Origin of the sequence: Singulisphaera photorubra, assembly GCF_045290345.1 — a bacterium.
GTDB lineage: Bacteria > Planctomycetota > Planctomycetia > Isosphaerales > Isosphaeraceae > Singulisphaera.
In genome coordinates this window covers 3,771,742-3,798,251 of record NZ_CP155447.1, presented here as the reverse complement: position 1 = coordinate 3,798,251, position 26,510 = coordinate 3,771,742, and the positions used below count along the sequence as shown (strand labels likewise).

Here is a 26,510-nt window from a genome sequence, read left to right as displayed (position 1 = left end):
CCGCCTGGTTTCGCGGGCACTTCTACAAGATAAACCGACTGAGATCTTCGTCCTTGGCCAGTTCCTCAAGGCGGTCGAGGACGTGCGCGGCGTCGATCACGACTTTTTTATCGGTCCGATCCGAGGCGTCGAAGCTGAGCTCTTCGACGACGCGTTCAAGAATCGTATGCAAACGTCTGGCACCGATGTTCTGAGTCGACTGGTTCACCTGGTGAGCCAGGTTGGCCATGGCATCGATCGCGTCGGGGGTGAACTCGAGCTCGATTCCCTCGGTGGCCAGTAGGGCCTGGTACTGGCGAATCAACGAGGCACGAGGTTCGCGGAGGATGCGGGCAAAATCATCACGGGTCAGGTCCTGCAACTCGACGCGGATGGGGAACCGGCCTTGGAGTTCGGGCATCAGGTCGGAGGGCTTGCTCCGGTGGAAGGCTCCGGCCGCCAGGAAGAGGACGTGATCGGTCTTGATCGGCCCGTATTTGGTGGTGACCGTGGTCCCCTCGACAATGGGCAAGAGGTCGCGCTGAACACCTTGACGCGAGACATCGGGGCCGCGGCCCCCCCCTTCATCGCCGGCGATCTTGTCGATCTCGTCAAGGAAGACGATCCCTGACTCCTCGGCGAGGTGCACAGCGGCCTGGCTTACCTTGTCAGGATCGATCAGGGCGTCGATTTCCTGGGCGATCAGGATGGGCCGAGCCTCGGCGACGGTCATGGTTCGGGTCTGCGAGGACTTGGGCATGATCTTCTCGAACATGCCCTGCAGATCCATTTCCATCTGTTCCATGTTGCCTGCGCCGAGAATCGAGACCGGCGCCGCGGCCCGGCCCGGCAATGTGATCTCGACTTCGCGGTCCTCGATTTCTCGCGCCTCGAGCCGCGTTTTCATCTTCTCTCGCGAGCGCTGCCGACGCTCGGCGGCCTCGGCGGCCTCCGGCGTATCCGGGTCGTTCCACTGATGCGGTGGGGCGGGGAGAAGCAGGTCGAGCAAGCGCTGATCGGCACGGACAGTGGCTTGCTCGCTGACCCGCTCGCGCTCGGCACCGCGAACGAGGGTCACGGCCGCCTCGACCAGATCACGCACCAGGCTCTCAACATCGCGACCGTAGTAGCCCACCTCCGTGTACTTGGTCGCTTCCACCTTCACGAAGGGAGCACCGACGAGCTTGGCCAGGCGGCGAGCGATCTCGGTCTTGCCCACCCCGGTCGGACCGATTAAGAGGATGTTCTTGGGGGTGACCTGGGCGCGCAGCTCTTCGGAAAGCTGACGGCGCCGCCAGCGATTCCGCAAGGCAATCGCCACGGCTCGCTTGGCATCGGCCTGCCCGACGATGTCATGGTCGAGTTCGGCCACGATTTCCCGAGGGGTCAGGTCGCGCACTTCAGTTCCTCCACCGTCAAATGACCGTTCGTATAAATATCGATGCCGGCGGCAATCTGGAGCGATTCTCGAACGATCTCCGTGGCGGACAGCCCGGAGTGAGCGGACAAGGCCCGCGCCGCGGCCAGGGCATAGGGTCCCCCGGAGCCGGTGGCCAGGATGCCGTCGCTGGGCTGGATGACGTCGCCCGAACCGCTCAGCAGCAGGCTGTGGCGTGCATCGACGACGATCAGCACGGCTTCGAGGCGTCTGAGCATGCGGTCGGTCCGCCAGAGCTTGGCCAGTTCGGTCGCTGCCCGAGGAATATTGTTCGGGTAGTCGCGAAGCTTCGATTCAAACCGCTCGAGCAACGCGAATCCGTCCGCGGCGCTGCCGGCGAAGCCGGTGAGGACTTGTCCCTCCAGCAGCTTGCGCACCTTGACGGCATCGGCCTTCATGACGGTCGTGCCGAGCGTCACTTGCCCATCGCCTCCCAAGGCCACCCGGTCCCCGCGCCGGACGGAAAGGATCGTTGTGGCATGCCAGTCCAAAATTGGTGATCCTCCCTGCTTGGAACCTGGGTCACTTCGTTTCATACTCCTGAGCATACAGCCACCTCGGAGCCATTGCCAGGCGACGATGGGGCTTGAACCGCTCGCAACACGGTGGAAACGAGTAAATAGGGAGTGGCTTGGGACGTGGGGCCGATGCCGGATATGCCGGAATATTCAATCCCGCGGAAAAACGTGACGATAACTTATTTGGGGTTTTTTGGGAGTGAGACGCCCGCTCCGCTAAGACGAGGCAGGCAGGAGGCCACGATGCACCATCAGTGGATCAAGACCGCACTCAAAGCGGTCATTCTGATTGGGGTGACAGCGATTCCGGCGAGTGCGGCGACCTGGGCGGATCCTCTCTTCGCTGAGCAAGGGCATGACTTCGGACCGGTGCCTCGCGGCGGAAAAGTTCGCCACAATTTCCTGATGACCAATCGCCTCAACGAAGCGGTCACGATCGCCAACGTGCGGGCCTCGTGCGGCTGTACGAGCGGCAAGGCAAGCACCTCCCTGGTCCAACCCGGCCAATCGGCGGTCATCGAAGCCGAGATGGACACGAGGAACTTCGTCGGGCTCAAAGCAACGACCCTCTTCGTGTCCCTGATCTCGGCCAGCCGGGGCGAGGCCGAGGTGAGCCTGGCGGTCTCGTCGTTGATCCTCAGCGACGTCGTCTTGAATCCGGGCTCGATCGACTTCGGTTCGGTGGCGCGAGGGCAGACCCCATCGCAGACGCTCACGCTCGATCGGATCGGTTCGGCGAACTGGCGGGTGGAACGAATGATTTCGGCGAGCCGCGTCTTGAACGCGACGCTCACCGAGACTGCCCGCCATGAGTCGACGGTCTCTTATGCTCTCACCGTCTCCCTCAAGCCGGATGCGGCGCCGGGAGTCGTCCGCGATGAGATCCGACTCCTGACCAACGACAAGGAGACCGCCAACATTCCGATCCTGGTGACCGCCCTGGTCCGGGGCGACCTGACGGCCAGGCCGAGTGTGGTCCCGCTGGGCACCGTCCATTCGCCCTCCGGTGGGCAAGGCCGGTTCCTCGTCATGTCCTCGAAGCCCTTCTCCATCGTTGAGATCGAAGGCGCAGGGGATGGTTTCCAGCTCGGTCCGATTCCCAAAGAGCGCAAGCCCGTTCACGTCGTGACCTTCAACTACAAGCCCGAGGAAGGCAAGACGCGCGGCGACCTTCGCCACATCTTCCGGGTCAAGACCGACCTCCCCGGCGAAGGGCCGCTGGATGTCACCGCCACGCTGCACATCGACCCCTGACGACGATCGGTTTGCCAATCACAAAACAAAGCCTCAGGTCGTCGATCGCTATCATAAGTGATCGACGACTTGCGTATTTCGAACTGTTGCGGTCACCTCTTGCACCATTTCGGCCAGCACGCTGACCTGCGCCCGCGCCTGCTCATTGGCCGGTATGACGTTCAACCCCAAGAGTGAACTACAGTTCACAACAAGCTTTCTCGAGGCCGTTAGAGCGGTTCGCGATCGAGGTGCACCCAGCGGAAAAACCGGAAAGAGAAGACAGGGCGCGAACGCTCCCTGTCTTCCGACGGACGAAGAGCCCCCCGGTAACGTGGCGACAGTCTCGAATTTTCCCTTTTTTTTGAGGTATCCTATTATGTTATCACTCGTATAATCATTCTTGGCAATTTAGGTTCAGGTGTTGGTGCATGGAGGACTTGCTCAAGGATCAGCGGCTCCCATTGTAGAGATGCCTGGAGATAGAACGAAAGGCGACTGATCAAATGCGCAAGTTGCTGTGGGTAGTGCTCATCGCGGCCGGCTCGACTGCGGGTTGCGTCGATCCTGTCACCCGACTCGTAAATGACGTTCGCACGCCGGTTTCGGCAGGATCTCTGGAGCATTACGTCACCGAAGGACCGCTTACCGCGGTCAACCGAAGTGGGCAGGGCGACGCCGCGGCGGCGAAACTCATCCCCCTGCTCAAGGACAACGACATCTCCATCCGTGAGGGGGCCGTGGGATACCTGGGCGGGCTCCAGGCCGACTCAAGGTTAGTTGTCCCTGTCTTGATCGAAGCCTACGCCGATCCACAACTTCGAATTTCCGCGACGGGGGCGTTCGGCAGGATTGGACCGGTGGACGAGAAGGTCGTCGCGACCCTGATCCTCGCACTCAAGGACGAAAACCCCAGGGTCCGCGACCTGGCGATCAAGGCGTTCCAAGAAATGGGTCCCCGCGGCGCGGCGGCCGTGCCGGCTCTCACTGACACCTTGTCCGACAAGATCCTCGGCAACGAAGCCGCTCAGGCCCTCGGGAGGATCGGTCACAGGGCGAGACCAGCAGTTCTCGCCCTCACCGAAATGGCGAAGTCGGCGAAGGGATACGACCGGCTCCATGCGGCCGTCGCGCTCTGGGACATCACTCAAGACCCCGACATCGCTGTCCCGGCCCTCACCGAATTGTTGAAGGACTCATTCCTCCCGCTTCGTCGCGCCGCGGCCATCGAACTCGGCACGATCGGCCCTGCCGCTCACGCGGCCATCCCGGCCCTCATCCTGGCAAGCGACCTCAAGCAAATCCCGCGAGCAGAACACCCGCCTCTATCCCGGGAGTCCTCTCGCTTGGAAAGCCGTGCCGCTGAACCCTACGACCTCATCGTTCGCTCCGCGGCCATTGAAGCATTGAGAAACATCCAGGGCAATGAACCACCCAATAATTTTTTTCTGAACAACTAGAGATTTGCGAATAAATTGCTCGATTAATTTCTCAAAATTTCCAAGCACTTTCAAATATCTGTTGCTTCAAGCTCAGCGTGAGCGACGACTTGGCTCAAGTCGAAAGGCTTTCCGTCGGTATTCCGGCCGCCGGAGAGCTTCATCCCACGAAAGATTGGGAAGCGGTTTCCCGAACCCGAGTGCACTTCACTTCGGTAGATTCTCCCGTGAGGGCTTCGTCCGGCGCTGAGCGTCGATTTGGGCGAACAGTTCCAGAAAAACATCGACAATTTCTGTGAATGCTTCGGGCACGATCTTGTTGGTCCAGAGCCAGGACTCGTAGTCTGTTTCTTCAGCAGGACTTCCTTGGTAAAAGGTGTCAGAGTTCGATCCGACCTCCCCACCGACCGGAGATTCTTGCCTGTGTTCTCAAATCGTGCCACCCCGCTCGCCGCTCTGTTGGCCCTGCTCCTGCCGGCAATCTCGCTGGTCACCCCAGCCATGGCAAGGGGCGACGAGGCCCCCGAAACCGAGGCAGGCTTCACCTCGCTTTTCGACGGCAAGAGCCTTGCCGGGTGGAGTCATCAGACCCAGACGCCCAAGCCGCATGTCGGCTGCACATTCTTCGTCCGCGACGGTCTCCTGGTCGGCGACCAGGGGCCGGAACATAGCGGCGGATTTTTGATGACCGACGGTGTTTATAAAGACTTCGACCTCCTGCTCGACCTCCAGATGGACTACCCGACCGACAGCGGTCTCTTTATCCGAATGGCCGATGACGGCAAGAGTCAGCAGATCACTCTGGATAACCGACCGAAGGGTCAGTTCGGCTCCATCTACATCCCGTGGGCCCAGGGCCGGGTCCATGCCAACCCCGAAGGCGAAAAAGCCTTCAAGCAGGGTGAGTGGAACAAGGTGCGACTGCGCGTGGAAGGTGAGCCGGCACGCATCCGGTTCTGGCTCAATGACATCCTCGTGACCGACTTTCAGCATACCGACAAGTCGACGAAAGGCGCCCCGACCCAGGGCCGGATCGCGCTCCAAGTGCACCCAAACGTCCCCAACCTGACGATCTGGAAGGATGGCAATACAGTTCGGTACCGCAACATCCGCGTCAAATCCCTGAACGCGCTTAACGCGGCTCCTTGAGCGAGAACAACATCATATTCTGGCTCGGAGCCCCTTAAATGATGCTTAAACCCTGGAGTTTGGCGACGGCGACCCTGGTCGCCGTCTTGATGACCTGGCTCACGCCGGCGACGGCCGCGCCGGATCCGAAGCGGCCGAATGTGGTCGTCGTCGTCGTGGACGACCTCCGTTGGGACGAGTTGGGCTGCACCGGACATCCGTTCGCGCGAACCCCCAACATCGATCGGATCGCGGCGGAAGGGGCCACCTTCCGCAACGCCTTTGCCACAACCCCACTCTGCTCGCCCAGCCGGGCCAGCATTCTGACAGGGCTCTATCCTCATAAGAATGGGATCGTCGACAACACCGCCCGCGATGCCCAGAGCCACCGACTCGTCACCTTTCCGCGACGACTGCATGACGCCGGCTACGAGACCGCGTTTGTGGGCAAGTGGCACATGGGCAACGATAACTCGCGGAGACCCGGGTTCGATTACTGGGCCTGCCTGAAGGGTCAGGGAACCAGCTACGACCCCGAGATCGACATTGACGGCCAGACCAGCCAACTCAAGGGGTATGTCACCGACTTGCTGAACGCCCAGGCTCAGAAGTTTCTGGCGCACGCCGGGTCGGCGTCGAAACCGTTCGTGCTCTTCATGGCGCAGAAAGGACTCCACCCCGAAACGGCGCAGGCCGCGGACGGAACGCTGTCTGACCCCAATGCGAGCCAATTCATCCCGGCCGAGCGGCACAAAACCCTGTACGCAACCGATCCGGTCCCTCGCCGGCCCAACGTCAACGACACGCTCGAAGGTAAGCCCGCCCTGAAACGCGAAGTCCCAGGGGTACCTCCCCTCTCTGTTGCAACGGGCACCAGCGACGAAACCGTCCGCGACCGCCAGCGCATGCTTGCGTCCATCGACGAAGGGGTTGGCCAGATTCTCAAGACCCTGGAATCTACCGGACAACTCGACAAGACGATCCTCGTCGTGATGAGCGACCACGGCTACTTCTACGGCGAGCACGGCCTGAGCGTCGAGCGCCGCCTGGCCTATGAGGAAGCCATCCGGATCCCGCTCCTCGTTCGCTATCCGCCACTGGTCAAGGCCGGGCTGAAGGTTGACCAGACCATTCTGACGATTGACCTGGCCCCCACCCTGCTCGAACTCGGCGGCCTGGCGCCGCCGGTCGAGATTCATGGAACGTCGTTCGTTCCGCTCCTCCGTGGCGAAAACGTCCGCTTGCACGACGCATTCCTGATCGAGCATACCTCCGACAAAGTCTTTCCACGCATGGCCAACCTGGGCTATCAAGCAGTCCGTGATCCTCGGTGGAAGTACATCCGGTATCGGGAACTGTCCCACGCCGATGAGTTGTACGACCTCGAAGCCGACCCTTACGAACTGACCAACCGCATCTCCGATCCTGCCGCGCAAGCCACTCTTAAACAGTTGAAGACAAAGCTCGACACGATCCTTCAAGAGACCCGTTGAGCCGCCTTCCGTTCGCGACCCGATCACACCCAACGGCCCGGCAACTGCATAGCAGGACGCGTGCAGCCGGGCCGCTTTCACGTTCTTCGTCTCAGCCGCAAGTCAACCGGGAAGAGCGGCGCCAACGGTTCTGTCCTCACTCCACCGATCTCGTTCGCAAGGGAAATTGTAGTCCCACAACGAATGAAGAAGTGGGGGACCAAGGATCTGGCGGAAGTTGACGCATGCCTCGCAATTGGCTTCGCCGATACTCAACTGATAGAGCGGCACAACTGGCGAGTTTGCGTGATTTGGTCGCCAATGGATCGTTGGCGTACAATGACGAAGGTGGAGGTATCGAACGCCGCGAGACCCATTGCGAAAGGATTAGACCCGCCATGGCGAGCGACGAACGGCAGAGTGCGACAGACGATCTGGTGGGCGAGGACGTGGAAGTCCGCGGCCACATCATTGACTCACTCCTCTTGCCCAAGATCCTCGACCGCATCCTGCAGATGGGAGGGAGCTTCGAGATCCTCGAATGCACGATCGGCGCGCGGCGGATCGATCCCAGCTATGCGCGAATCACGATCAAGGCGGCGAGCACGGAGAAGCTCGACGAGATTCTTGGCGACCTCGTCGAACATGGCGCTTCGGCCGTTCATCCCGAAGACGCGCGCGTCGTCCCCGCCGATATTCCGGGGGCCTTTCCTGACGATTTCTACAGCACGACCAATCAGCGTACTCAGGTCCGGCTCGGGGGCCGTTGGATCGACGTCGCCGACCAGGAAATGGATTGCGGCATCGCCGTCGATCCCGGTGGTGAGTCCGCCCGCTGCGTGGCGATGACCGATGTTACGCCTGGTTTGCCGATCGTCGTCGGTCACGAAGGGGTACGCGTCGTCCCCACGGAACGACCTCGCGGCGCCAACCTTTTCGGCTTCATGGGGTCGAACGTCTCGAGCGAGAAGCCCAAGGCGATCAGCTTTAAAGGGGTGGCCGATTCGATCCGAGAAACCCGCGCCGAGGGAAAAAAAGTGCTGTTGGTGGGCGGCCCCGCCATCGTTCACACGGGATCGTCCGGCCACGTCGCACAGTTAATTCGTGACGGCTGGATCCAGACCTTATTCGCCGGTAACGCCTTGGCCACCCACGACATCGAGCAGGCGCTCTACGGCACGAGCCTGGGGGTATCGATCTCCAAAGGGGAGGCCCTCGAGCATGGTCACGAGCATCACTTGCGCGCCATCAATACGATTCGGCGGCTGGGAGGCATAAACAAAGCGGTCGCTTCGGGCGTATTAAAGTCAGGGATCATGTTCGAGTGCGTCAAGGCGGGTGTCGATGTCGTCCTTGCCGGTTCGATTCGTGACGACGGGCCCTTGCCCGAAGTGATCACGAATACCTTACAGGCTCAGGCGAAAATGCGCGAAGCGATCCACGGAGTTGGCTTCGCCCTCTTGATTGCGACCGCCCTGCACTCGATCGCGACCGGGAACCTCTTGCCGGCCTGGGTCAAAGTCGTCTGCGTCGATATCAATCCGGCGACCGTGACCAAGCTCAGCGACCGAGGAACCTTTCAAACGATCGGTCTGGTGACCGATGTCGAACCCTTCTTTCGCAGCCTGGTCGCCGAACTCGCGTAACGAGTTTGGTGGCCCGAAGCCCCCGCGCGACGAACACCATTCGAGTCGCGCGTGGGGTCCTCAGTGTGATCATCTTCACCTTCAAGATGAAGGGAGGCTCCTTCATGTCCTCCGCTCCTCACTTTTTAATGTGTCCCCCCGACCACTACGGGATCGAATACGAAATCAACCCGTGGATGAACCGCGCGATCGGAACCAATCCCACCTGGGCACATCGCCAGTGGTGGGCCTTGCACGACGCCTTGCTTGACCTGGGAGCAACGGTCGAGCGGCTCGCGCCGGTGCCTGGCTTGCCCGACCTCGTATTCACCGCGAACGCAGGCCTGATCCACCACCGAACCTTCGTCAGTTCGCAATTCCGGCATGGTGTCCGCCAGGGAGAGACCCCCTACTTTGATCGTTGGGCGCGCGAGCATGGGTTCGAGGTCGTCACGCTCCCCCCCGACCATCACTTCGAAGGCGCCGGGGATGCTCTCTTCCTCGGTGAGACCTTATACGGCGGTTATCGGTTTCGGAGCGACGCGAAGAGCCACCTCTGGATCGGTCAACAACTCAACGTCGAGGCGTTGCCGCTCGAACTGGTAGACCCACGGTTTTACCACCTCGATACTTGCTTCTGCCCCATCGACCTGGAAACGGCGATCTATTATCCGGGCGCGTTCGACAACTATGGCCGATCGGTGCTCGAGGGCCGCATCCCCCATCTGATCGCCGTCTCGGCCGATGAAGCCGTTTCCTTCAGTTGTAATGCGGTCGTGGTGGGACGGACGATCCTTCTTAACGATGGGGCGCCGAAACTGGCGCAAGTCTTGCAAGCCTCGGGATACGAAGTCCGGCCGCTCCCCTTCACCGAGTTTATCAAGGCGGGAGGAAGTGCCAAGTGCCTGACGTTACGGCTCGACGGTGAAGAAGCCGCGGCCTGGCGGTTCGTCCCTGAGGTGGCAGGGAGCGCCGCTTGAGGATCGAAGGGCACGCCCCGTCACTCTCTTAATTTGGGATGGCCGACCGCGATGAACCAACTCTATCTCCTCAGGCACGGACAGGCCGTTGACCATGGTGATCCGGGCTTTGCCGATGACGATCGCCCCTTGACGCCCGCAGGAGAGAAACGCGTCAAACAGGTGGCTAAGGGGCTAAATCGGCTCGACTTTGAGGTCGATCGGATCCTCTCAAGCCCACTGCCACGGGCGCGGAAAACCGCGGAGATCGTCGCGGATGTCCTCGGGATCAGCGAATGTCTGGAGTTCGCCGACGTACTTCGAGCCGGTTCCCAGGCATCCAAGGTCCACGAGTGGTTAGGCACCCGCGCGGAGGCGCGGATCATGCTGGTGGGCCACAATCCAACCCTCTCTGATCTGATTAGCCTCCTGATCGCCGCGGGACCCGCCACATCGCCCTTTGAACTCGGCAAAGCGGGAATCGCGGCGCTCAGTGGAACGATCAGCTCGCCCATGACGCTCGATTGGCTCGCTCGCCCGCGGCTGCTCCGTAAACTCGGCGGCAGCTAACAAAACCTCGCGTCGCGGGCAAGCGATCTCATCGCCGTCATCCCAAACGTTCATTCTCCAGGGCGGGCGTCTTTCATCGAAAGACGCCGGCCTGAGTGGTTCCCAGCAGGGTTGTGGGACGGATCGGGTCGGTACTCGAGAGTTCGCGGGCCATGTTCTGAAACTCGACCTGGGAACGGATGACCGGTTCTCCAGGCTCCGCGGGGGCGATCCGCCGATACGTCCCGTCCGGCTGGAGTACTCGAGCTTTGACGTTATCCATCAGAGCCACACCGAGAATGCCATCGACAATCCGGTTTCGAAGTCGAGGGTCCTCGATTGGGAACATGATCTCGACCCGGCGGCGGAAGTTACGCGGCATCCAGTCGGCTGAGGAGAGGAAGACTTGGGGCGCGTCGTTGTTCTGAAAATAGGCGATCCGCGAGTGTTCCAGGAATTTGTCGACAATGCTGATAACGCGGATGTTCTCGGAGAGTTTGGGCATTCCGGGACGGAGGCAGCAGATCCCGCGCACGATGAGATCGATGCGGACACCCGCTTTTGAGGCGGCGTAGAGCGCTTCGATGGCTCCCGGGTCGACGAGTGAGTTCATCTTGGCGATGATTCGCGCGGGCAGACCTTTCTCGGCGTTCGACCGCTCACGGTCGATGAGAGCGATGATACGATCGGCCAGGTGCATCGGCGCGACGATCAGCTTGTGCCAACCATGCCCCTGCGAGTAGCCGGTCAACAGGTTGAACAGAGCGCTGGCATCTTCGCCGAAATCGGACCGGCAGGTGAACAGGCTCAGGTCGGTGTAGAACCGGGCCGTGGTCGGGTTGTAGTTGCCGGTGCCCAGGTGAACGTAACGGCGGATCCCGTCGTGGTCTCGGCGCACGACCAGGGCCGCCTTGCAGTGGGTCTTGAGCCCAACCATCCCATAGACGACGTGGACGCCCGCCTTCTGGAGCGCACGGGCCTTGACGATGTTGTTCTCCTCGTCCAGTCGCGCTTGAAGCTCCACGAGGGCTGTGACCTGCTTGCCGTTCTCCGCCGCGCGTGCCAGAGCGGTGATAATCGGGTTATCGTCGGAGGTCCGGTAGAGCGTCTGCTTGATCGCCAGGACCTGCGGATCCTCCGAGGCTTGCTCGATGAACTGGACGACCGAGCCAAACGACTCATAAGGATGATGGACCAGAATGTCCTGCTCGCGGATCGCGGCGAAGACGTTCGCCCGATTCGCCAACGACGCCACAATCTGCGGCTCGAACGCAGGCTCCTTTAGTTCCCGAAAGCCTTCGAGCTTATAGAGCGCCACCAGGGCGGTCAGGTCGACAGGCCCCGAGACCTTGTAAACGTCGCGATCGTCAAGGTCGAGCGCGGGGGCTGTCTGAAGCTGCGCGAGAAAACCTTCGTCGGCTCGATCCGAGATTTCCAGGCGAACGGCGGCTCCCCACTTCCGTTGCCGCAAGGTCTCCTGAATCGTCGACAGGAGGCTACTCTTGACCTCCGTCTCCTGAATCGTCAGATCGCTGTTGCGAGTAACGCGGAAGGCCGCTCTGGCAGCCACCTTGAAGCCACCGAACAGAGCGTCGAGCCGCGGTCCGATCACGTCCTCCAGCAGCACGAACCGGCGCTTACCATCCCCCTCGTCGGGAAGCGGCACGAGTCGGTTCAACACCGAGGGCACCTGAAGCACCGCATAAAGCTGGCGAGGCGGATCCTGACCGATCGTCTCGATCCGCAGGATCAGATTCAAACTTTTGTTGTGCAAATGCGGAAACGGGTGCGCAGGGTCGATCGCCAGCGGGGTCAGGACCGGATAAACCTGCCAGTCGAAATACTTATCGAGGAAGGCAGTCTGGGTCTCGGAGAGCTCATCGGGTCCACAGACGTGAATCCCATGAGCCACGAGTTGAGGACGAATCTCGGTCCGATAGATTTCGTATTGTCGACCGACGAAATCATGAGCCCGGCGCGAGATCTCGGTCAACTGCGAGAGCGGCCCCATCCCGTCGGGCGGGGCGTCCTGGGGCTCAAGGTTGTCGTAAAGCTGAGCCTGGAGACCGGCCACGCGAACCTCGAAAAACTCATCGAGGTTGGAGGCACAGATCGCCAGGAAGCGGAGCCGCTCCAAGAGCGGATTCGACGGATCGCGTGCCTCCTCGAGCACGCGTTCGTCGAAGTCGAGCCAGCTCAACTCGCGGTTGATAAAGAGCGTGGGATCGAGAGGATTAGACGACCGAGCGATCGGAGCCGTGCCCGATCCGTTGAGTTGGTGTTGGGCCATGACCGACCGCGCTCCATCACGTTCGCACCGGCGACGACCGATTAGGCCGTCTGGGACGATCGCGTTTCGAGTTGCCGTAGTAGGCGAAGGTTCACGGCATCGAACTCCTCGCCCTGTTCGTCAGTTCCCTTGGGCGTCTCCAGGATCATGGGAATGTCCCGGAAACGAGGGTCAGTGACGACGAAACGAAACGGTTCCAGACCGAGATGACCAAGGCCGATCCCAGCGTGGCGATCGACTCGGCTCCCTCGCTCACGACGGCTGTCGTTAAGATGCCAGACCCGGACGCGGTCCACACCGACCGTCCGGTCAAAATCATGCATTGTCCCATCGTACTCTTCTGCGGTCGCGAGAGAATAGCCCGCCGCAAAAATATGGCAGGTATCGACGCAAACCCCAAGTCGGTCAGGATCTTTTACCAGACCGAGAATCGTGCCGAGATGCTCGAATCGATGCCCGAGGCAGGTGCCCTGTCCCGCAGTCGTCTCCAGATCGATCCGGACTGCGAATCCCTCGGTCCGGCGATGGACCTCATCGATCCCCGTCGCGATCCGTTTCAGCCCTTCCGCTTCTCCCGATCCAACGTGAGCACCAGGGTGGGCCACGAGATCCAGAATGCCAAGCGCCTCACAACGCTCAAGCTCAACGATCATCGCGTCGATCGATTTGTTCCAGAGCGTGTCATCAGGACTGCCGAGGTTAATCAAGTAGGAATTGTGAGCAACCGGCGTGCCAACGCCGGTTGCGTTCAACGCGGCTCGAAACGCCTCGACGTGAGCGTCCGTCAACGTGGGGGCTTTCCATTGGTTGTTATTCTTCGTGAACAGCTGCACTGTATCAAAACCGAAGCGGTGCGCGGCCGTCACCGCTCGATCACATCCACCGGCGATCGACATGTGGGCGCCAAGTCTGGCAGGTTTCAATGCGACGTCCTTTCGCCTGACAGCGATCGATTGTTCCTGAATCTTTCTCATTTCCGGACGGGTCCTTGCAGATCGCGTCGGGTTAGATCTAGAATAAAATTGCTCGAAATGCCCAAGGAATAGGCAGGAACTCCGCGATGACCCAATTCATCTGGGTGGGAATTTTACCGGCCTGCCTCGTCGCACTCTTCCTCATTCTCCGCCGCCCCGCGCGGCAATTCGCCGAGGAAATGCACGTCGACCACGCACGCGATCTGTTCCGTCAGCAGCGTGAATGGCTCGAGGCCCGATTTCTCACGGCCCTCGGCAAGGTGGATCCCATTGAGGGGCTGCGGTGGGAAGAAGCTCATTGGCACGACGAAGTCCTCTGGGCGCGCGACCGGCAGACTCGCAGGCTCCTCGCCTTGATTGGCGTCCACTTCGATTCGAGCCCGTTCGAGGACTTGCCCGATCCTGCCCCGCGGCACGCGACCGCCCTGTTTGAATTCCGAAAGGGACGCTGGTTCGCCGAAGGGAAACGCCTCGACGAGGTCGGCCCCGACGAGGCTGTGCGACGAAATCAGCGGTTCGAGCCCGTTGTGCTTCACCCGCGTCGCGGTTTCTGAAGCCACAACGACTTTCGGCCCGGCCTGAGGCCTTACTCGCGGATCTTCGCTTTCATCGCCGCGCGCACTTCCAAAAAGGCGTCCAGCGAGAAGTGATCCGTTCGGCATGCATCGAGCAACGGCCGCTCCAAACGCTCAACTTTAGCGCAGGCCTCGGCCAGTTGGCCCGCGATCGCGAGCGGGATGATGCAGACCCCGTGCTTGTCGGCGTGAATCAGATCACCAGGCCGAATCTCGACTCCGGCCAGCTTGACCGGTTGGCCGAAGGAGGCAAGCCGGACGTAAGCGTGGCTCACGCATGGGTTGAGCCCAAAGAGTTGGAAGCCCATTTCCCTGACTTCGTCGAGATCCCGGGGACAGCCGTCGGTAATATGCCCGATGCATCCCAGCTTTTTGTGGATCGTCGAGTTGATCTCGCCGAACTGCGCCCCGAGTCCGGCTGGATTATCGAGGTCCTGGCCCACCGCGATCTTGGGGCCGGGTTGTGCGGCCACATAGCGCAAGTAATCGTCGGTCAGGTCGGGGGAAGGATCAGGCGAGTACGACGCCTGAGTCTGCGAGGTCACGGCGTACCCGACGATCGGCCCCATGTCGGGAAAGAGACAGCGAATCTGGTGGGGTAAGAAGCCGAGATGGCGCTGACGGAGGTTGAAGATCTCGATGGCGTTAGAAATCGTGGGGGTGTTGTAGCGGCGGAGCGCGGCGAGTTGATCGTCGGTCAAGATCTCTGTGGGCGTGGACATGAACGAAAGTCTCCGACCTCGGTTGAAGGGCGATGAGGCGCCTGGAGCGGAAGCCTACACCATCGTCTCAGTGGGGAGGAAAATCGAATGGGGCCCATGCTCGAGGCGGAGGTTTCCCCCCCTCCGCCCCAGCCTCAGTTCATCGGGCGGAGTTGGTCCCTTCCATTCCCATCGCTCATTGAAGAAGTCGGCGGCGACCACGGAACCGGGCGTTCGCGAGTCGGGCGGAGTCTCCAGATTGATGACGGCCCAGTCGGGCAGCTTGGGGACCTGGCGGGCATTATTCAAATAGTCGTATTCGCGATAAGTGAAACCGCTATTCAACACCACATACCGACGTGCGTTGAGTGGGTTGGGAGCGATCAAAATCAGCCCATGGTTCTCCGAGGAAAACTCGCGGTCACCGGCCTTGATTCTCTCGTGATTCCAGGGGATTGGCAAGCGGTCGGCAATCCGCTTCAGCACCGCATTCGTGGCCGGATCGCCCCAGAGGACGAGGTTCGCGGTAGCGATGTCGGCCGAGGTCACGTCGACATCGTTCTTCACGCGAGGTTCGCCGCGGAACTGCCTCCGCCAATGTTCGATGGCGCGTGCCGACTCGTGACCGGCCCACTCGTTGAACCGAGCGTTTTCTCCCTTGCCGGTGGGAAGCACAAACACAAACGAATCCATGAACGCATCGTCAATTGGGCCCTGAAGATCGCTTCGCTTTCGAAGTTCTTGATCCGAAGGAGAACCGACTTTCCAGCCGTCCCCCTTCCGATCCAGCCGGCAGATCCAGGACCGGTCGGAAAGCGGTCGCCCACCATCAACCTTGACGCCGTCGATCGTGACTTCGACCGGTGTTGTGATCCGGAACGGAGCCCAACCCGGTGGAAACTCCAGCGAAATCGAATCGACGTTCTCGGTCTTGACGGCCACCGTCTGATCGCCCAACGACGCATGGACCCGCGCCCGCTTCCAATGCTCGCCCAGGCCATCAATCGACAGCCAGTGCATGCGGTTGTACTTGAGCGTGTAAGTGACGAGCGTGACTTCGGAGGGGAATTTTTGCCGACCTCGAGCCGCCAGGCTCTCCATCCGGCGTTCCACCTCGAGTTTCGCCGCGGGGTGGTAAGCATGCTTCGTCTTCGGGCCGATGATGTGAGTCAGCTCGATGCCTTCTTCCTTCAAGGCCTCAGCCATCACGTCGGCTGCCTGCTTCTGATTGTCGAGTTCGCCACTGTAGGCGACGGTCGGACACGCGATCAAGTTCGCCGCGTAATCAGTGCAGTCATAGAGGTGCCAGAGCGTCTTCTCGTACGAAGTCGGCGCCAACGTCTCTTGCTGAAACACTTTCAGGAACCGAGGGGTCTCCGAGAATCCCGCGCCCGGGTTGGCGGCGAACCAACGGTCTGGGTAATGAACCGCGAATTGCCAGGCCGCCGCGCCTCCCATCGAGAAGCCACGGACCGAGATCCGATCTTCGTCGATCCGATAGCGTTGCTTGACCGATTCGAGCGCCTCGAGGACGTCGACCTCACCAGCAAACTTGAAGGCGTTGCAGTAGCGGCCGTACGGCTTGAGCACAATCGTGTCAGCCGGCGTGAACTGGCCGGCCTGGTGGCTGTGCTGATCCATGAAGTTGACCTCGCTCAACGTCTCATTGCGGCCATTGAACCAGACGTCGAGCCGATGCTCGGGACGCGCGCCCCCGCGTTTCGACTCCGGCACGACCAGTCCATAAGGCTGTACCGATCCGTCAATCTTAGAGACGTAACCCCGCACGACGAGACCGGTCTGACCGGCCCAGGGCGCCGTCTTCTGACTCAATTCCGCGGCGCGCTTCTGGCCTTCCTTGAGCAACGCCTTCGCCTTGGAGATCTCTTTAGCATCAAAAAATTCTTCATATTTCAAAGCATCGTGCACCGCTCGATGATAGATTTGAACGTCAGGGATCAGCTCGAGAATCCAAGGGTCGCGGCTCGCGTTGAGCTTATCGATCGCGGCATGAAGCTCGGTCAGGCCCGTTTCGAGGGTTTCACGATCGGCGGGAGAAACCTTGATACCGGGCTTGGGCATCCGACGAACCGTGTCGGGCTGGTTGTCCTTGGGGCCGTCGGCCCCCGCGACCGTCGCGTTCAAGATGACGAGGATTGCGGCAAGTCTCATTCGAGGCAGCATTCTTCTCGATCCTCTCCTGGTTTTGACGGACTCAGACGTCCAGACCGACCGCACGCATCAGCGCCAAGGCATTGCTCTTGCGAACCACCCCCGGACGCATCAGATAGTCGAAGTGCAGCGTTCCGTTCTCGAAGTGATCCACAAAGTGGACGTTTTTCGCGATCGATCCCAGCCGATTGGCGATCTCGGCGAGCGTCAGGTCATGCGTCGTGACAAGCCCGATCGCCCCGCGACCGATCAAACCTCGAATGACTGACTCGCCACCGACGGTTCGATCGTGCGAGTTCGTCCCGTTCAGGATCTCGTCGATCAGGAAGAGCAAGGGAATCGGCCCCCTCGACAGGTCGACCAACTGGCGTAATCGAGTGATCTCGGCGTAGAACCGGGAACGCCCCGCCTGAAGTGAATCCTGCACCCGGAGCGTGGCGCCAATGGCCAGCGGCGAGAGCGTCAACTTCCGTGCGCAAACCGGCGATCCCGCCAGAGCGAGCACCGTGTTGATCCCGACCGAACGAAGCAAGGTGCTCTTTCCCGACATGTTGGATCCGCTCACCACGAGCACTTGCAATTCGCCCCCCAGGGCGACATCGTTGCGGACGAGGACATTCTCGGCAAGCAGCGGGTGTCCCAGGTCGATCGCCTCGAAGCGGGCGCCCTCCGTCTGGATCGTCGGGAAGACGTCGGCCGGATTTTCCCAGGCATAGGCCGCGAGCGCACACAAGGCCTCGAACTCGCCTACCGCCGCAAGCCAGCCTGCGATGGCGGGCCCCGACTTGGCACGCCAGGAATCGATCAGGATCGCAAACTGGAGCGACCAGAGGGCGATCGCCGCGAACGGTAAGAAGAGCTGATTCTTCTGGGCATCGAGAAATTGCAAGAGCCGAGCGAGCTTTGCGATTTGGCGAGAGGCGGGAATTCCCTCAGGTTGGAGTTGAGCCTGGAGCCGCCGAAGCGCCGGGGCCTGGAACGTCTCGCGCTCGAGTCGCTCCAGGAGATGCGAGAGCAGAATCAACTCCTGCGCTCGACGGTCGAGAGGTGCGACGACCCGATGGACCGATCCGGAAAACTTCCAGGCGAACACGAGTTCAACGATCACAAGTGCAAAGAAGGGGGCCGGACCGAGGTCAATGAGTTCCCAAGCGATCAGCGCGGCCACGGTCACCGCGGAGAGCAAACCGGCGGCAATCGGAAGCAGTCGTCCCGAGAAAAGGCGAGGTGTCTTACCCCAGGCGGCCAGCGCCTCCGGATCGATCCCCGCTCGGACGTCGGCTCCCAATAACTCGAGATCCTCACGAAGATCGACCTGCGCCCGCAGCTCGGCAACCGCCGCCTGTCGTTCGAGAACGACCTCGGGAGGCGCGGGACTGAGTAACCAGGCGGCCAGCGTGTCTTCCCCCGACCGGGTTCGAGCAGTGCAGAGCCGCTCGAACATCGAGCCGACCCCAAACAGGTCCAGGTCCGCGGCATACGGATGTTCGGGATCGAGAAACCGATGTCCCGGCTCCCCCTTGCCCGCCCACCGGTTCTCCACCCGGGCGATCCCATTCTCGTAGAACTCGACCGCCCTGCCCGCTCGGTGGCTCAGACGAGCCAGCCGGGCATGGATCAGGATCAGGAGAAAAAAGAGGAAGACGGGAAGGGCAACCCAGGCTCCCGCGATTCGTCCGATCCCGAAGGCGAGTCCTGCCAGAATGAGCCCTGCGATGAAGACGAGAAGTCTCGACTCGGTGATCACACGCTCTCTGAACGTAAATCGTGCTCGAGTCGCACGTCGGGCTTCGAGGCGACGAGTGTAGTCAAGACGAACTCCCTCCTGGGAAGGCGACTCCACATCCTCCATGAAACTCCTCGCACCAGAAAAGAACCGGCCTACGGATTCGGGTCCGAACGGTTCAGAAAAGAAGGAATCAACATCGCAACGGACGAGCGCATCAAAGTCAACCCGGCCTGCAACAGCACAGTAACCGACATCGAACGAGTGCTCAAGTCGCGGGGAACTAAAGATCTTTGAGGATCGCCTGTGGCTCTGCGCTCACCTCGCGCTTGGACTTGACGAATCGTCGAACTTGGTGCACAACCGGCCCTTGCCATATCTCAACTTCAAGCTCGGAACCAGACGCTCCTAGCATGGACGATCCAGGACGGACCGAATGAGAGCACATGGTGGTCCAGGACGGCACTTGCTCTGGCTAGCGCTCGTCCTTACCCCCGGATGCGCGCTCCGGCCCGCCACGGTCGATCGCCCTGACCTGGTCGAACGCATCACCGGTTCGGATGCCAGGATGGGGCCGGCTAACCAGCCTGACGAAAGTGAAGCGTTGCCTGACCCCTTTGTCACACGGACCGCCGTGGTGCGGAACGAGGGGACCGGCGACACTCCCGAACCGAGCTCGATGCCGGGCGAAACGTTGACCCTGGAAGGAGCCCGCACGATCGCGCTGCGGCAGAGTCCGGTTCTCGCCCAATCCAGAGCGGGGGTCGATTTGGCCCGTGGGAACCTGGAAATCTCCGATTCCGGGTTCCTGCCGACGATCCAGGGAAACTACGGCTTCCAGGCGTTTTCGTCCGATGTCGGCTTTGTCGGAAACCGCGGGAGGTTCCCCGTCCTCCCCGTGCGCGGGTTCGGGCCGGGAACACAGGATTTCCATGTGGCCGAAGCCCAGCTCAAATGGACGATCTTCCAGTTCGGCAAGCAGCTGGCGAAACACGGCCAGTCGGAACTGAAAACGGATATCGCCAACCTGGAGATGGAACGCACGTACCAGACCGTTGCTTACGACGTCGCCCAGTCCTACTTCCGGGTCCTTGAGGCGAAGTCGGCGTTCGAGATCGCCGTCCGGTCGGTTGAGCGTTCCGAAGCGTTTCTCAAGGAGTCGGGCGACCTGCTTCGCCGCGGCGTGATCACCCGCGAGGAGCATCTTCGGGCCGAGGCGAGTCTGGCCGGGGTCCGCCAGGAGCAGTTCGACGCGAAGAGCGAAGAAGAGGTCACCATTGCCGCCCTGAACCGGGCGATGGGGATCAACATCAATGCACCGACGCAAGTGGCCGAACGCCGAGAGGCCCCTCGGTTCGAGCTCTCGCTGGAGCAGACCCTGAGATTGGCGGTTGCCAACCGTCGCGAGATCCCGGTCGTCGTCCGCGGCATCTCGGTTGCGCGGGGGGATGTGGACATCGCCCGCGCCGACTTCTTGCCCAGCGTCTCGATCCAGGCCGGGTACTCGAACGTCACCGGGACCGGGGTTCAAAACGCCAACGTCGGAGCCGGTGGGATCTTCGTAACTCACGAGCTTTACGGGGGGGGACGCCGCCGCGGCCAGCTCCACGCGGCGGTGGCCGGGGTCCGATCGGCCGAGGCGCAGGCCCAGCAGGTCTGCGACGGAATCGCCTACGAGGTGAACGTCGCGTTTCGCGGGGTCGAGGACGCCAGGGAGCGGATCGGGGCTGCGCGGGCCGTCTTCGAGCAGGCCAAAGAGAACCTTCGTCTCGTCGCGAGCCGATCTCGGGAGGGGGACGCAACCCCGGCCGAACTGATCGAGGCCCAGGCCTCCGAGACGCGGTCCGAGCAGACCTTGAACGCCGCGATCTATCAGTACCAGCGGGCGCTCGCTCGCCTCGAGTTCGCCGTCGGCGTGGAGTTGCCGCTCGCCCCGGGCACACTGGCAACCGCAGCGCCGGCGGAAGCCGAAGCGGCAATCCCTCCGACGCCCTCCGGGACGACGTCGCCGTTTCTCCTCCGCTCGACTCCCTCAGACCTGCCCGACTTGTTCCCCCCTCTCGACCTCGGTGGCCTCGCCCCGACCACGCCGACACCGACCCGGCCGACTCCGTTGCGACCCGAGTCGGCGGACAGGCCTGGACTGTTCGGTCCCCCTTCACTGGCGCGCCCGCCCTATGAATCGACCTCTCCCTTCGGCAACAAGCCGTAACACCGCGGCGCCCGAGCAGATCGTAGCAGTAGTGGGGCCGGTCGCTTGACCGGGCACTAGCTTGAGGCAGAAAGCCAGGACACCCGCAGGAGCCCGAAACGCTTTCCCACGGCCACCGACGCCCCATTGGTGAGATGGCGCCGTCGAAGTGGCGATTTTGTCGGCACCTGACGGCGTGGATCAGGGCAATCGCAAACCCGCACACAGAAAAGACCAATCATTTACAAAACGATCATTCATAAAACAATATCAATCTGTTTTAAAGTTCCACAGGAACTGGACAGAGAGGTTGACGCGATCCTGGAAGGATTGCCACAGAAGTAGCGTCTGCCGGGTTTGGAAAAGGATCATCCTAATAGTGATTGAGATTAGACTTGTGCAATTTTCCACCGAGATGATCTTGTCGTCAATCCGGCAAAGTGCTCAAAGCGCTCAAGAATATTGCCGCGGCGGCCGGCCTCAACCGCGATGAGGCCCGGTCGCGTGGAGAGGCAAGGGCTTGAGACAGAACGCAAGCGCCACGGACAACACCATGATCAACGCGAGGATCTGGAAGGCCGACTGATAAGCAAAGACCGTGGCGTGATCGTGCGTGAATCGCGACACCAGACGGACCGCCTGTGCCGCGGCCTCGTCCGGGCCGAGACCTTGGAGCGTGAAGTAGTCAACCAGCTCGCGCCGGACGTCCGCCAGCGGCGGCCGATTCGGTATGATGCTCTGCCGCATCGAATCGAAGTGGGAATCGCCCCGGCGCTCGATGAAGATGCCCAGCAGGTTGTTGCCGACGAAGGCCGGCAGGACCAGCATTAGATTCTTGATCCCGGCCGACGATGCGACCTGCTCCGGCGTCATCTCCTCCTGCGAGATACAGATCAAGGGAGACGCGACCAGACCCGCCGCGCCGGCCCACGCGGCCGTGATCGCCGCCGTCCAGAACTTGTCGGTGTACAGGTCCAACGACGAAAGGAGCCAGGCCCCCAAGGCCATCCCGATCAGGCCGATGACAAGCCGGGTCTTGCGATCGGACCGTGTCCCCAGCCAGGCGGTCAACACCAGGGCCGTGCCCATCGTCACCACCGCCGGCAGAAGCACCAGCCCGGTGGTCACCCGCTCATAGTCACGGGTGACGGCCATGTAACGGACCAGGACCGAGACGACGGTGAAAAAAGAGAGGTCGGCCAACCCTTTGATCGCCACGCTCAGGCTGAACCGAGGAATCGCGAAGAGCCTGAGGTCGAGCAACGGATCAGGACAGGCAAATTCGTGGGCGACGAACCAGACGAACAGGACGAGCCCGGCCGCCATCACCAGCCAAAACTCATTCGAGGTATACCACCCCCACTTCTGAAATCGAAACAGACCGAGCATCAAGCAGAGGACCCAACCCAGCAACAAAACGAGGCCCTCGAAGTCAAACGAGGAGCGGGATTTCTCGCGCGGCTCGTCCTCCTGGAGAAGATGGAAGGTCAGGACGACGGCAACCGCGGCGATGGGCACATTGAAGTAGAAAATCGAACGCCAGGACGGCAGGTTGATCAAATACCCACTGACGCTCGGCGCAAGAATCCGTCCGAAATAGAGTCCGAGCACATAGGCCGAGATCGCGGCGTCGCGGTGATCGGGGAACTCACGCCAGAAGACCGCCAGCACGGTGGTCACAACCATGCCATTGCCCCACCCTTGAACGAACCGGGCCAGGCCGAGCAGTTCCATGTTGGGGGCTGTCGCACAGGCCAGGCTGCCGAGGGCGAAGAGGATGAGGCCAATCACATAACTGTTCTTGAGGCCGATCCGGGTCCGCATCCAGGCGATCAGAGACATCCCCGTGACCGAGCCGAGCAAGGTGCAGGCCGGCACCCACTGGTAGCGATAACGGTCCGAGGAGAGCTCATTGACGACGAAAGGGCGGGCCAGGTCGGTGAACGTCGAGGTCATTCCGGCCAAGAGAAGCGTGGGAATGATGGCGACGACGACCAGATCGCGGCGCGGGATGCCATGCCAGACACGAACGTCCGGGGGAATCGGATCATCAAATAGGCTCGGCGCTGGGTCGAGCCTGGTCGTCACTTCTCACCCCCGAGTACGGCCGTCGGGCTGACCCCGAACTGTCCTCTGTGCCGCTCCCGCTCCGCCTCGGCCGTCGCCCACGCCAGGTCGCCCGGTCCATGCGAGATCGCCACCGTGACCGACAGCCCAGGGCGGAGCTGCCGCCAGCGAGGACCACGGTCCACCGCGATCCGAACCGGCACCCGCTGGGTCACCTTGGTGAACTCGCCGGAGGTCACATCACGAGGCAAGAGCGAAAAATTCGCGCCGGTCGCCTGACCGATCCAGACGACGCGCCCCTCCAAGGCTCCAGGGAAGGCATCGACCCAGATCCGCACCCGATTGCCGGGCGCGACCCCCTCGAGCCGGTCCTCTTCCAGATAAGCCGTGACGTAAATGAGCTCCGGGTCGTAGACGCTCAGCACCGGCGAGCCGAGCGGCGCGTGGTCGCCGGGATTACGGTAACGGCGGACGACCACGCCGTCGAAGGGTGCCACGATCCGCGCGTTCTGAAGTCGTGTGGCGACCGTCGCCTCGGTTCTTGCCGCCTGCTCGACCTCTTCACGGCGGAGCTCGACCTGGTGCTTCTGGACCTCGATCTCGAGGTCGCCCAACTCCGCGAGTCGAAGCGACTCCTTCGCCTTCTCGCGAGCCCGATCCTTCTGATCGAGGGATCGACGCGCGATCTCGACCTGCCCTCGTTCGACCTCGGCCCGTTCGACTTTGGCCTGCGCCGACTCGGCCTTGGCCTGCGCCGAGCGGTACTCCCGGGTCACGTCCTGGAGTTTGCGTTCGGGGGCAGACCGATCTGCGAAGAGCTTCGTGTAGCGATCGAACTCTTCCTTGGCGTTCGTGAGTGCGGCCTGGACCGCCGCAGCGTCGGCTTTCGCCTCGTTCACGGCCTTATCGACATCCAACATCGTCATTTTGAGCATCGCCTTTGACTCTTCGTAGGCGGCGTCAGCCGAGGCCAGCTCCTTTTCGGCGACCGCCACTCGCCGCGGGTGCTCGCGTTCCAGCCGATCCAGGGTGGCCTCCTCGAGTCTCAAGGTCGCCTCAGCGACTTTTCGCTTGGCTTGAGCTTCCTCGACTGCCCGTTGCAAGGGGACCGGGTCGATCTCGGCAAGGACTTGTCCCGCCTTGATCGTGTCGCGTTCCTCAACGAGAACCCTCGTCAAGATCCCAGCCTCTTGGGGGGCGAGGTGCACGATGTGCGACTCCACGAAGGCGTCGTTCGTCATGGACTTCGTAAATCGATAGTAGGCGAAGTTGGCCACGACCACGGCGCCGATCGCGACTCCGAGAATCCCGATGGTCCAGACTCCCCAACGGATCAACCGGCGGCGATCAATCGGGGGCCTCCAGCCCGAGGGAGTTCCCCCCCGTGGCTTGTCCGCCGGCTCACGGTCCAGAACAGCGGTTTCTTCTCCCGTTGCGCGAGTCTCCGACGCTCGATCCGGGCTCTCCGATGCTTCGAGAGAGACAGACGGGGCGATTCGTTCCGGTTGACTCATTGAAATGGTCCCCCCCTCGCCTCTTTCCCAGCGAATCTTCCGCCTGATTTTCGATCCGCCCCACAAAGACATGGATCCCTTGGTGAATTCGCGATTCGTCGCCGATAATCAAGGGGAGGTCACTGACCTGAAGTTGCAAAAGCGCCAGAATGGCTTGGCATCGCGTCCCGCCAGAGAAACGCGAGGAAATGGATGTCCTGATCCGGAGGCTCGGCTTCTCCGTTGGAACCGCCGTTGTCTCGATCCTCGAGTCCTGGATACAATTATCGCGCGCCAGTGTCCTCCAGGGACATAGGGTCGCCCGACGCCCAAGGAAACGCACGATGTCCGTGGATGCCCTTCTCGAAACCCCGCTTCATGCCTGGCATCAGGCCCATCAGGCCCGACTGGTCGACTTCGCCGGCTGGTCGATGCCGGTCCAGTACACCTCGATCGTCGAAGAACATCAGGCGGTGCGCAATGGGGTCGGCCTGTTCGATATCAGCCACATGGGTCGGCTGACCTTTAATGGAGCCGACGTCGAAAGGTGGCTGGAATACGCCACCACAAATCATGTCGCCCGGCTGGCGGTCAACCAGATTCAGTATAGCCTGATGGCCAACGGCGGTGGCGGCCTGATCGACGACATCCTGGTCTACCGACTCCCGGCCGGGTATGCCGTCGTCTGCAACGCTTCAAATCGCCTGGCGGTTGTCTCCGAATTCGAACGGCTCAAGAGCGGACATGACGCCACGCTCCTCGACCGGACCGTGGATACGGCCATGATCGCGATTCAAGGGCCCCGCGCTCTCGAGACGCTCCAACCGCTGTTAAACACGCCGTTGTCACCCATCAAGTACTACAATCTCACGATGGGCCGCCTGTTCGATCGGATTGATACGGTCGTCAGCCGCACCGGTTATACGGGTGAGGACGGCTTCGAGCTGATCGTGCCGGCGAACGAGGCCGAGGCCGTCTGGACGGCCTTGATGGAGGCTGGAAAATCGGCAGGTATCAAGCCTTGCGGCCTAGGGGCGCGCGATACACTCCGGTTTGAGGCCGGCATGCCCCTCTACGGGCACGAGTTGTCGGACGTCACCAATCCTTATGCGTCGGGCGTCGGTTGGGCCGTGAAGCTGGAAAAAGGGGAGTTTGTCGGCCGCGATGCCCTTCGCGGCTTCAAGGCGAAACCAGGACTGGCTCGCGTCGGGCTCCGCCTGGACGGAAAGCGGATCGCCCGCCAAGGAAGCCTGGTCCGCCGCGACGGCGTGGACATTGGGGTCGTCACTTCCGGCACGTTTGCCCCCACCCTTGAGCAGAGTCTGGCCATGGCCCTGATCGACCCGGCCGCCTCCGAACTTGGAACCCGGCTCATCGTCGACATCCGCGGCCGCGACGAAACCGCCGAGGTCATCAAGCTCCCCTTCTACAAACGACCCGACGCCGTTCCGTCTCCCAAGTGAACGGACCGATCCCCTTTGCCCTTTGAAGGATTTCTTTGCCATGGATCCGAAGAGTCTGCGCTATTCCCCCAGTCATGAGTGGGTGAGTCTCGAAGGTGAGATCGCGACGATCGGCATCTCGCGCTTCGCCGTCGATCAGTTGACCGACCTCATTGTAATCGAGCTCCCCGCGGTCGGTACCAAGTTGACGGCCGGCAAGAGCTTCGGCGAAGTGGAAAGCGTCAAAGCCGTGAGCGACCTCTATGCCCCCGTGAGCGGCGAAGTCGTCGAAGTCAATTCCCCGGTCGTCAGCGACGTTCAGCTCCTGGCCCAAGACCCCTATACGGTTGGCTGGCTGATCAAGATTCGTGTCGACGACCCGGCCGCCGTCGCGAGCCTGATGGACCATGCGGCCTACGAAAAGAAAGTGGCCGAGGACGCCCACTAACTAACGATCGGACATTTCTCTCTCCGCGCGACGCGAAGCGTCAGGGAGTGATCGGTCGGCGAGGGTCTGTCTCGCCGAAAGAAACAAGATC

20 protein-coding genes are annotated in these 26,510 nt (G+C 61.6%); 11 read left to right on the top strand and 9 right to left on the bottom strand.

Features of this window, described 5'->3' with window-relative positions; all coding sequences use genetic code 11:
• Positions 1-22: 22 nt before the first annotated feature.
• Positions 23-1,378 carry an ATP-dependent protease ATPase subunit HslU gene (hslU, locus tag V5E97_RS14595; protein ID WP_406700047.1) on the bottom strand — a complete coding sequence of 452 codons (1,356 nt, stop codon included), beginning with the start codon at positions 1,376-1,378 and terminating at the stop codon, positions 23-25.
• A complete protein-coding gene (hslV, locus tag V5E97_RS14590; RefSeq protein WP_406700046.1) occupies positions 1,366-1,908 on the bottom strand; it encodes an ATP-dependent protease subunit HslV in 543 nt (180 codons plus the stop codon). Before hslV ends, hslU begins: the two co-directional genes overlap by 13 nt.
• 270 nt (positions 1,909-2,178) lie before the next feature.
• Here hslV and V5E97_RS14585 point away from each other — a divergent pair, with 270 nt between their 5' ends.
• The 7 genes from V5E97_RS14585 (at position 2,179) to sixA (ending at position 10,361) form a co-directional block, all read left to right on the top strand.
• Complete coding sequence (locus V5E97_RS14585; protein ID WP_406700045.1) at positions 2,179-3,189, top strand: DUF1573 domain-containing protein; 1,011 nt, start codon at positions 2,179-2,181, stop codon at positions 3,187-3,189.
• Between the two features lie 485 nt (positions 3,190-3,674).
• Positions 3,675-4,628 (top strand): HEAT repeat domain-containing protein, encoded by a 954-nt coding sequence (locus tag V5E97_RS14580; protein ID WP_406700044.1) that lies wholly within the window; start codon positions 3,675-3,677, stop codon positions 4,626-4,628.
• A 402-nt stretch (positions 4,629-5,030) separates the two neighbouring features.
• Positions 5,031-5,756, top strand: a complete 726-nt coding sequence (locus V5E97_RS14575) for a 3-keto-disaccharide hydrolase (protein ID WP_406700043.1) — start codon at positions 5,031-5,033, stop codon at positions 5,754-5,756.
• Positions 5,757-5,794: 38 nt separating this feature from the next.
• Positions 5,795-7,228 (top strand): sulfatase-like hydrolase/transferase, encoded by a 1,434-nt coding sequence (locus V5E97_RS14570; protein ID WP_406700042.1) that lies wholly within the window; start codon positions 5,795-5,797, stop codon positions 7,226-7,228.
• Positions 7,229-7,605: 377 nt separating this feature from the next.
• The gene (locus V5E97_RS14565) at positions 7,606-8,853 is read left to right on the top strand and encodes an ornithine cyclodeaminase, nickel-pincer nucleotide-dependent (RefSeq protein ID WP_406700041.1); all 1,248 of its coding nucleotides are present in this window, start codon (positions 7,606-7,608) and stop codon (positions 8,851-8,853) included.
• Positions 8,854-8,957: 104 nt separating this feature from the next.
• Positions 8,958-9,812: a dimethylarginine dimethylaminohydrolase family protein gene (locus V5E97_RS14560; RefSeq protein ID WP_406700040.1), complete on the top strand. Its 855-nt coding sequence runs from the start codon at positions 8,958-8,960 to the stop codon at positions 9,810-9,812.
• 51 nt (positions 9,813-9,863) lie between these two features.
• On the top strand, positions 9,864-10,361 hold the full coding sequence (sixA, locus tag V5E97_RS14555) for a phosphohistidine phosphatase SixA (protein ID WP_406700039.1): 498 nt from the start codon (positions 9,864-9,866) through the stop codon (positions 10,359-10,361).
• A gap of 73 nt (positions 10,362-10,434) precedes the next feature.
• Here the strand turns inward: sixA and ppk1 are convergent, their stop codons facing one another.
• Together ppk1 and V5E97_RS14545 are read right to left on the bottom strand one after the other, a co-directional pair.
• Complete coding sequence (gene ppk1 / locus V5E97_RS14550; protein ID WP_406700038.1) at positions 10,435-12,630, bottom strand: polyphosphate kinase 1; 2,196 nt, start codon at positions 12,628-12,630, stop codon at positions 10,435-10,437.
• A 41-nt stretch (positions 12,631-12,671) separates the two neighbouring features.
• The gene (locus V5E97_RS14545) at positions 12,672-13,526 is read right to left on the bottom strand and encodes a deoxyribonuclease IV (protein ID WP_406701159.1); all 855 of its coding nucleotides are present in this window, start codon (positions 13,524-13,526) and stop codon (positions 12,672-12,674) included.
• Positions 13,527-13,690: 164 nt separating this feature from the next.
• Here V5E97_RS14545 and V5E97_RS14540 point away from each other — a divergent pair, with 164 nt between their 5' ends.
• Positions 13,691-14,158, top strand: coding sequence for a hypothetical protein (locus V5E97_RS14540; protein WP_406700037.1), 468 nt, complete (start codon positions 13,691-13,693; stop codon positions 14,156-14,158).
• 32 nt (positions 14,159-14,190) lie between these two features.
• On the opposite strand, the gene V5E97_RS14535 is transcribed toward V5E97_RS14540, so the two are convergent.
• From V5E97_RS14535 to V5E97_RS14525, 3 genes are read right to left on the bottom strand one after another with little or no spacing between them, the layout of a single operon-like run.
• A complete protein-coding gene (locus tag V5E97_RS14535; RefSeq protein ID WP_406700036.1) occupies positions 14,191-14,901 on the bottom strand; it encodes an RraA family protein in 711 nt (236 codons plus the stop codon).
• A 54-nt stretch (positions 14,902-14,955) separates the two neighbouring features.
• Positions 14,956-17,064 carry a prolyl oligopeptidase family serine peptidase gene (locus V5E97_RS14530; protein WP_406700035.1) on the bottom strand — a complete coding sequence of 703 codons (2,109 nt, stop codon included), beginning with the start codon at positions 17,062-17,064 and terminating at the stop codon, positions 14,956-14,958.
• Between the two features lie 31 nt (positions 17,065-17,095).
• The gene (locus tag V5E97_RS14525) at positions 17,096-18,904 is read right to left on the bottom strand and encodes a MutS-related protein (RefSeq protein ID WP_406700034.1); all 1,809 of its coding nucleotides are present in this window, start codon (positions 18,902-18,904) and stop codon (positions 17,096-17,098) included.
• Positions 18,905-19,214: 310 nt separating this feature from the next.
• On the opposite strand from V5E97_RS14525, the gene V5E97_RS14520 reads away from it, so the two are divergent.
• Positions 19,215-20,990: a TolC family protein gene (locus V5E97_RS14520; RefSeq protein WP_406700033.1), complete on the top strand. Its 1,776-nt coding sequence runs from the start codon at positions 19,215-19,217 to the stop codon at positions 20,988-20,990.
• Positions 20,991-21,449: 459 nt separating this feature from the next.
• Here the strand turns inward: V5E97_RS14520 and V5E97_RS14515 are convergent, their stop codons facing one another.
• Complete coding sequence (locus V5E97_RS14515; protein WP_406700032.1) at positions 21,450-23,057, bottom strand: MFS transporter; 1,608 nt, start codon at positions 23,055-23,057, stop codon at positions 21,450-21,452.
• Positions 23,054-24,550, bottom strand: a complete 1,497-nt coding sequence (locus V5E97_RS14510; protein ID WP_406700031.1) for an HlyD family secretion protein — start codon at positions 24,548-24,550, stop codon at positions 23,054-23,056. Before V5E97_RS14510 ends, V5E97_RS14515 begins: the two co-directional genes overlap by 4 nt.
• A 323-nt stretch (positions 24,551-24,873) precedes the next feature.
• On the opposite strand from V5E97_RS14510, the gene gcvT reads away from it, so the two are divergent.
• Both gcvT and gcvH read left to right on the top strand, forming a co-directional pair.
• Complete coding sequence (gcvT, locus tag V5E97_RS14505; RefSeq protein WP_406700030.1) at positions 24,874-25,992, top strand: glycine cleavage system aminomethyltransferase GcvT; 1,119 nt, start codon at positions 24,874-24,876, stop codon at positions 25,990-25,992.
• Positions 25,993-26,032: 40 nt separating this feature from the next.
• A complete protein-coding gene (gcvH, locus tag V5E97_RS14500; protein ID WP_406700029.1) occupies positions 26,033-26,419 on the top strand; it encodes a glycine cleavage system protein GcvH in 387 nt (128 codons plus the stop codon).
• Positions 26,420-26,510 lie beyond the last annotated feature (91 nt).